Origin of the sequence: Allobosea sp. (assembly GCF_048595345.1) — a bacterium.
Classification (GTDB): Bacteria; Pseudomonadota; Alphaproteobacteria; order Rhizobiales; family Beijerinckiaceae; genus Allobosea.
In genome coordinates, this window is sequence record NZ_JBMDWH010000010.1 from 1 (window position 1) to 7251 (window position 7251).

10 protein-coding genes are annotated in these 7251 nt (G+C 65.8%); 1 reads left to right on the plus strand and 9 read right to left on the minus strand.

The genetic code is table 11. The features are described 5' to 3' along the window. The 6 genes from ACOJTB_RS01490 to ACOJTB_RS01515 form a co-directional block, all read right to left on the minus strand. Nucleotides 1–567, minus strand: a 567-nt coding sequence (locus tag ACOJTB_RS01490) for a homocysteine S-methyltransferase family protein (protein ID WP_420100743.1), incomplete at its 3' end; no start/stop codon positions are given. A 22-nt stretch (nucleotides 568–589) separates the two neighbouring features. Then, nucleotides 590–820, minus strand: a complete 231-nt coding sequence (locus ACOJTB_RS01495; protein WP_420100744.1) for a hypothetical protein — start codon at nucleotides 818–820, stop codon at nucleotides 590–592. A 53-nt stretch (nucleotides 821–873) separates the two neighbouring features. Continuing rightward, complete coding sequence (gene metF / locus ACOJTB_RS01500) at nucleotides 874–1785, minus strand: methylenetetrahydrofolate reductase [NAD(P)H] (protein WP_420100745.1); 912 nt, start codon at nucleotides 1783–1785, stop codon at nucleotides 874–876. Continuing rightward, on the minus strand, nucleotides 1785–2798 hold the full coding sequence (locus ACOJTB_RS01505) for an ArsR/SmtB family transcription factor (RefSeq protein ID WP_420100746.1): 1014 nt from the start codon (nucleotides 2796–2798) through the stop codon (nucleotides 1785–1787). Before ACOJTB_RS01505 ends, metF begins: the two co-directional genes overlap by 1 nt. A 194-nt stretch (nucleotides 2799–2992) precedes the next feature. Continuing rightward, nucleotides 2993–3196, minus strand: coding sequence for a hypothetical protein (locus ACOJTB_RS01510; protein WP_420100747.1), 204 nt, complete (start codon nucleotides 3194–3196; stop codon nucleotides 2993–2995). A 459-nt stretch (nucleotides 3197–3655) separates the two neighbouring features. Then, nucleotides 3656–3952 carry a 1-deoxy-D-xylulose-5-phosphate synthase gene (locus ACOJTB_RS01515; protein ID WP_420100748.1) on the minus strand — a complete coding sequence of 99 codons (297 nt, stop codon included), beginning with the start codon at nucleotides 3950–3952 and terminating at the stop codon, nucleotides 3656–3658. A 492-nt stretch (nucleotides 3953–4444) separates the two neighbouring features. Between ACOJTB_RS01515 and ACOJTB_RS01520 the strand changes: the two genes are divergently transcribed. Beyond that, nucleotides 4445–4663 (plus strand): hypothetical protein, encoded by a 219-nt coding sequence (locus ACOJTB_RS01520; protein WP_420100749.1) that lies wholly within the window; start codon nucleotides 4445–4447, stop codon nucleotides 4661–4663. 40 nt (nucleotides 4664–4703) lie between these two features. On the opposite strand, the gene ACOJTB_RS01525 is transcribed toward ACOJTB_RS01520, so the two are convergent. The 3 genes from ACOJTB_RS01525 to ACOJTB_RS01535 all read right to left on the minus strand — a co-directional run. Next, nucleotides 4704–5321, minus strand: a complete 618-nt coding sequence (locus ACOJTB_RS01525) for an MOSC domain-containing protein (protein WP_420100750.1) — start codon at nucleotides 5319–5321, stop codon at nucleotides 4704–4706. 40 nt (nucleotides 5322–5361) lie between these two features. Beyond that, nucleotides 5362–5565: a cold-shock protein gene (locus tag ACOJTB_RS01530; protein ID WP_420100751.1), complete on the minus strand. Its 204-nt coding sequence runs from the start codon at nucleotides 5563–5565 to the stop codon at nucleotides 5362–5364. Between the two features lie 126 nt (nucleotides 5566–5691). Continuing rightward, nucleotides 5692–7251: glycoside hydrolase family 3 C-terminal domain-containing protein (locus tag ACOJTB_RS01535; protein WP_420100752.1), on the minus strand; the 1560-nt coding region annotated here is incomplete at its 5' end.

Consider the following 7251-nt stretch of genomic DNA (forward strand, 5'->3'; position numbering starts at 1 on the left):
GATCAGCAGCAATTCCGAGCCGCCATCGATCAGCCCCCTCACCTGCTCGGCATAAGCCTCGCGCACCTGGTCGAAGGTCACGGCGCGGAAGCCGGGATTGTTCACGTCGGGAGAGATCGAGAGCGTGCGGTTGGTCGGGCCGATGGCGCCGGCGACATAGCGGCGGCGCCCATCCTCCTTCTGCGCGATCTGAGCCGCCTGCCGCGCGATGCGCGCGCATTCGACGTTCAGTTCGTAGACGATCGCCTCCATGCCGTAGTCGGCCTGGGCGATGGAGGTGCCGGAAAAGGTGTTGGTTTCGACGATGTCCGCACCAGCCCGGAAATAGGCGAGATGGATGTCGCGCAGCGCGTCGGGCAGCGTCAGCGCGATGATGTCGTTGTTGCCCTTGAGGTCGTGATTGAACCCCTTGAAGCGCTCACCGCGGAAATCCGCCTCGGAGAGCTTCAAATTCTGGATCTGCGTCCCCATCGCGCCGTCGAGCACGAGAATGCGCTCGGCCGCGGCCTGGCGCAGCGAGCGCTCGACTTCGGCGCCATCGGCGGGGGTAGGTGTAAAGTCGGACATCCGGGCGCCTTAGGTGACGGGATCAGTGTTTGCCTTCGAGCGCAGCCAGCCGCTGCTCGAGGGCCTCGATGCGCTCTTCGACTTCGGCCGCCATGTAACGGCCGACCAGGGATTCCCCGAAAGCAGCCTTCTTGACACTCTCGAGGCGCGTCTCCAACTTCGCGAAACGGTCATCCATCCGGTCGAAGCCGGCTTTTATCGCTTCGCGCAGCTCTATCAGCGTGCGCAACGTCAAATCGGTCGGCTCACTCATCAGATGCCTCCAGGACGGCCCTTTCATATATGGGGCTTGTCGTCGATCGTCAGCTACTCCGCCGCCACCGCCTGCGCCGCCGGCTTCTCGGGCTTCAGGCCGACGAGATGGCAGATGGCGTAGACCAGATCGGCTTTGTTCATCGTGTAGAAATGCAGGTCGGACACGCCGCGGTCGATCAGGTCCAGCACCTGCTCGGCGCAGACGGCCGCAGCGACCAGCCGGCGCGTCGCGGCGTCGTCTTCCAGCCCCTCGAAGCGGTCGGCCAGCCATTGAGGCACGCTCGCGCCGGTCTTGCGGGCGAAATTGGCGGTCTGCTTGAAGTTCTGCACCGGCACGATGCCGGGCAGGATCGGGATCTCGATCCCCGCCGCGCGCACCTTGTCGAGATAGCGGAAATACACGTCGTTATCGAAGAAGAACTGCGTGATCGCCCGGGTCGCCCCGGCATCGACCTTCATCTTCAAGGCCTCGATATCGGCGTCGAGCGAGGCCGCCTCCGGATGCTTTTCCGGATAGGCCGAGACCGTCACCTCGAAATCGCCGATGCTCTTCAAGCCGGCGACGAGATCGGACGTCTGGTGATAGCCCTGCGGATGCGGCTCGTAAGCCGTGCCGAGCCCGCCGGCCGGGTCGCCGCGCAGCGCCACGACATGGCGCACCCCGGCCTCCCAATAAGCGCGGATCACCTCGTCCACCTCGTCCTTGGAGGCGGAAACGCAAGTGAGATGCGCGGCCGGCTTCAGCGCCGTCTCCTCGACCATGCGCTTGACGGTGGCATGGGTGCGCTCGCGGGTGGAGCCGCCGGCGCCATAGGTCACCGAAACGAAGCTGGGGCCGAGCGGCTCGAGCCGGCGCACGCTCTCCCAGAGCGCGACCTCCATGTCCTCGTTCTTCGGCGGGACGAACTCGAAGGAGACGTTCGGGCGGCGCGAGCCGTGGCGGCTGGGGCGGAAGGCGTTCATCAGGCAACCTCGAAATCGGCTTGGCGCAGCGGCGCATCGGTCTGTACGCGGCGGTCCCGGCCGCGCCACAACATCACCGGCAGCTGGCCGGATTTCCCGTCGGCCAGGGTGACCTCCTGGGCGAGATCGCAGGCGAGGCCCGCTTCCGCGAACCATCCGGCGATCTGCTGGCGCGAGAAGCCGAGCCGCCGATGCGCATGCTCGCTGCGCAGGAATTCCATGTCGTGCGGCGCGAAATCGACGACGATCAGCCGCCCGCCCGGCGCCAGCACGGCCGCCGCCTCGCGGATCGCCCGGCCGGGATCGTCGAGAAAGTGCAGAACCTGATGCACCACCACGAGATCGAAGGAACCGCGCGCGAAGGGCAGCGCATAGATGTCGCCCTGCCTGAGTTCGACGCGGGACAGGCCGGACTGCTCCAGATTGGCCCGCGCCACTGCCAGCATCGCATGGTTGGCGTCGACGCCCACGGCCCGGCCGAACTTCGGCGCGATCCGCTCCAGCATGCGACCCGTGCCGGTGCCGAGATCGAGCATCGCGCCGGGCGTGCCTTCGCCCACCGCAGCCTCGACCGCGGCCTCGACGACATGGTCCGGCACATGCAGTTTGCGCAGGCGATCCCAATCGCGCGCGACGCTGGCGAAATAGCTCTGCGCGGCTTCCGCCCGGCTCGTGCGCACCGCCGCCAGCCGCTCGTGATCGGCCGCCAGCACCGGATCGGCGAGATCGAGCCAGGCCGCCAGCGAGGCGGCGAAGGCCCCGCCCGCCCCGGTCTCGTCGAGCCGGAAGAAGGCCCAGGCCCCCTCGCGCGAGCGCCGGATCAGCCCGGCCTCGGTCAGGAGCTTGAGGTGGCGCGAGATGCGCGGCTGGGACTGACCGAGAATATCGGTGAGATCGGAGACGGACAGCTCGCCCTGCGACAGCAGCGCCAGAATCCGCAGCCGCGTCTCCTCCCCCGCCGCCCTCAGGGCCGCGAGAAGAACCTCGGAAGACAGAGCCGTCGGTTGCCGCACGCGAACGCCTCCCTGCGCCCGAAAAGATATAAAGATATCTTTATGTCAGAAACGTCGTTCGTGCAAGCGGATTATTGGGCCGGAAGAGAGGACGAAGGCCGTGCTTGGCCTGCCGGGCTTGAAAGCGACTGTTTCTGACTGCGAGAATGTGAGCAGCAGTCGCACCGAGCAGGACTGATGCCGGCCCGTTGCAATCATTCGCTGCCGCATTCGCGGCCCCGTTGTTCGCTGTCTGCGATGTACTTGGGAGCCGACTGATCCAGGCATCGGCTGATGTGCTCATTCATCGAACGCAGGGCAGCGAAGAAAAGAAAATAGCCGATGATGGCAGTGATCAGCAGTCCTACAGACATGCCGAGCGATTTGCGCCAACCCCGCACGTGCATCTTTGAGTCCATAGACGGCGCTCGTTCTTTTACCGCGAGCGATGATTTGGATGATTGGGCATCGAGAGTATCAGCTTGCGGCTGCCGAGAGTGGCCTCAGTGACGGGGATCTTTCCAAAAATGCGGAGCTTGATCAAACCAGATCGCCCGTCAGAGCATTGTAGCACCGCCTCATGGAGCACGCCCGCTTTCTGGACGATTGGCCCCACGCAATCGATACCGGCATTTGACCGAAACCTAAATTGATCAGCCTGCCAGCCTTCCTGCGTTAGCTCCAGATGCCCCGAGAATGTTTCAGTCGTTCCTTCGATCTGCCCTTCAAAGGGGATGGCACTACTCGCCTTCGCATCAAGGACCAAGAGGGCAAGCGACGCTAGCAGGCAAATTCGAAGCATGACCGACCTCAGGTCCAAAAACTCTTCTGATGAGTAGACTGACTGCCGTCAAATGTCTGCTCGCGGCCCGTTGCGGTCATTGGCGCGGAGGCAGAGACCGAATATCTCGCCAATATTCCTCTGCAACGTCCGCATCGATTTCAACCGGCATCGTGCTGTTGGAATAGAGCCGGTCCGCACCGTCCTTGCGAGGCCCGGAAATCCAATAGTGATTGCCGGTTTCGGTGTCGAAGTAGTTGGCCTTGAAGCCTCGCCCCCCCAAACGCTGGAACTCTTGACCGCCATAACGGAGCGATTGTCCAGATTTCGACAGCGTGACCCGGCCGATCCGCGCAGGCCCGTTCAGGCCCTCGGCCTTGTTCTCGATATACATGATGCGAGTTTTGCGGACGCTCATAGTGAGCGACTATAGCCCAAAATCGTCAACGCCCGCCCCCCTCGCCACGTCTCACGCCATAGGCTCGGCTGCGGCGATTTCGGTCGCGAATGACCACCCCGCTCGGACGCGATCAATCGACGGGGCACTTATCCCCGCCCCCGCGCCCTCGACTTATCCTCCCTCCCGTTCCATCCGACCGAGGGGCTTCGCGAGGCATCGTGGGCCGGATGGGATTGCGGGTTTCGCGTCCCCGGCCGTTGCGGGCCGGATCAGGCGCGGAGGTGCCGATGTTCGCGCGGGCCGAACAGGCAGGCCCGATCCTTCGCCGGAATCGTTGCGAAACGGACCCCCAGACACCCGTGTGCGGAGCCGGACGGTGCACGCATGTTCCCCAAAAAGTGGAACCCACTTTTGGGACGAGAACATGCTTGGCAAGGGAAGCGCGAATTCTTGACGCCCAGCCGCAGGCTGGGCGGAAAGCGCGCGTTGACGCTGTTCGACATTCGACATCGACTCGACATCGGCACGCAGCCGTCGACTGCGTACGCCGCCCGGCTCCGCGCATCCTTCGGATGCGCGAGCATCGGACCCCCAGCAAAAGGTGAGAGCATCGTCATCGCGTCCGACAGGACGCGCGATGGTCTCGGCCCGAAACCCCGCAGGCACGCCTGGCCGGGGGTTTCGGTGCGTCGCGAGCGCTTCTGAACGTGTCGGATGGAACGCGAGGGTGGCGGCGTCTACCACCTCAGGCGACACGCTCCTTCGGCACGATCGGCGGCAGCAGCACCACCGGATCGCCGATCATGATCGGCCCGGCGAGATCGACCGAGAGCACCAGCCCGCGCAGCGCGGCCGCTTCTTTCACGAAGGCGAGCTCCAGATCCGCGCGGCCTGCGGCGTCGGCCACCGCCCGCCCGGCCTGCCGGCAGGGAAAGTTGTAGCCCTCCACCCGCAGCACCGCGCCGCCATCGAACCGGCCTTTCCCGCCCCATGGGCCGCCGAAGGCGAGCCGGCTTCCGGGCGCGATGCGCGAGAACCCGTCGAGCCCCGCGATCAGCAGGTTGCCGCCCAGCCACTCGGGCGCGAGATGGGGGATGTCCAGCTTGGCCGCGACGGCCGAAAGCTCGGCGGGACACAGCGCCGAAACTTGCCTGTCATTGCGCAGAAGGGCGCCTCGCGGCAGCCAGGGCTCGCGCGGTCCGGCCTTGCGGGTGGCGCCGGCATGGCGCTCCCCGACGATGCCAGCCAGATCCAGGGTCAGGCTCTCGACCGCATGCGTGACGAAGGGGTGGCGCCCGCCCCGCGGTGCGGCGGAATAAAGACCGGCGACGACGCCAACGCGCCGGCCGGGTTTCACCGGCACGGCCAAGCCCTCGCCCGGCAGCGCGCCCTCTCGGACGGTTTCAGAGAACCTTGAGGTTTCCGGCGGCGGTCTTGCCGCGCTCGGTCTTGAGCTCGAAGGAGAGCTTCTGCCCCTCGTTCAGCGTCATCATGCCCGCCTCCTTCACGGCGGTGATGTGAACGAACACATCCTTGCCGCCATCCGCAGGCTGAATGAAGCCGAAGCCTTTCTCGGTATTGAACCACTTCACGGTCCCGGTCGCCATCGCCGTATCCCTCGCAGCCGCCAGCGCGGACAGGTGGACGATCGTCGACAGCCCGCTGCCTCGAAGATTGACACAAAACGGCAGCGTGTCGAGATGAAACGCCGTGCAGAACCCTAGGCTCTTCGATCAAGACTTGGTCATCATCACCTGGGTGCGGACATCGGCTCGGGACGAGCCGCCGAGATAGATCTCGACCTCGCCGGGGTCGAGCACATAGCGCCCCTGCTCGTCATGGGCGCCGAGCCGCGCCGCCTCCAGCCGGAACCGCAGCGTGCGCGTCTCGCCGGCCTTCAGCATCACCTTCTGGAAGCTCTTCAGCTCGCGCAGGGGCCGCGACAAGCTGGCGACCGGCTGGCGGATATAGAGCTGCGCCACCTCTTGCCCGTCCGACGGCCCGGCATTGGTGACATCGACCGAGACCTCCACCGCGCTGTTCAGCGCCATCGACGAAGCCGAAACGCGCGGGTTCGCATAGCTGAAGCGGCTATAGGAGAGGCCGTAGCCGAAGGGGTAAAGCGCGTCGTTGCGCTCGTCCATATAGATGGATTCATAGCGCTGGCGCACCTTCTCGGGCCGGCCGGTGGGCAGCGGGTTGTAATAGACCGGGATCTGCCCGACCGAACGCGGAAAGCTCATCGGCAGGCGGCCGGAGGGATTGTACCGGCCGGTCAGGATGTCGGCGATGGCGGGGCGCGCTTCCGTGCCGCCATGAAAGGTCTGGAGAATGGCGGCGACATGGCTGTCCGCCCAGCTGAGGATCAGCGGCCGGCCGGTCTGGAGCACCAGCACCACCGGCTTGCCGGTCGCGGCCAGCGCCTCCAGCAATTCCTGCTGCACGCCGGGCAGGTCGAGCTTCGTGCGCGAGGCCGCCTCGCCCATGAATTCGCAATCCTCGCCCAGCATCGCGACGACGAGGTCCGCCTCCGAAGCGGCGCGGATGGCGGCGTCCTTGTCGGCGAACTCCGTGCCGCAATTCCTGGTGACACCGGGCTGATAATTGATCGCCACATCGCCAGGCAGCCGCTCGCGCAGCGCATCCGGCAGGGCGGCGATCTTGCGCCGCCCCAGCCCGGCCGGATCGGTCCAGACCCTCTCCTCCTCCGGCACGGCCATGGCCCCGATCACGGCGATAGATTTCACGGTCTCGCGGATCGGCAGCACGCCTCCCGCATTCTTCAGCAGGATCGCACCCTCGCGTGCCGCCTGTAGCGCGACCGCGCTGGCCTCGGCGGTCTGCATCAGCTTGGGCGCTTCGGCGGGGTCGACATCGGGCTTCTCGAACAGGCCCATATGATATTTGACGCGCAGCACCCGGCGCACGGCCTCGTCCAGAGCGGCCATCGGCACGCGCCCGGCCCTGACCTCGGCGGCGAGATGCTTGTGGTAGACGTCGCCCATCATGTCCATGTCGATGCCGGCGAGCAGCGCCTTGCGCGCCGCCTCCGCATCGTCGCGGGCGATGCCGTGCAGCCTCAGCTCCGTGATCGAACCGAAATCGGAGGTGACGAAGCCGCGAAAGCCCCATTTGCCGCGCAGGAGATCGGTCAGCATCGCCTTGTTGGCGGTGGCCGGCACGCCGTTCAGCGCATTGAACGCCGCCATCGCCGTCATCGCGCCGGCATCGAACGAGGCTTTGAACGGCGGCAGGAAGAGGTCGTAGAGCTGGCTCGTCGGGATCCAGGTCGA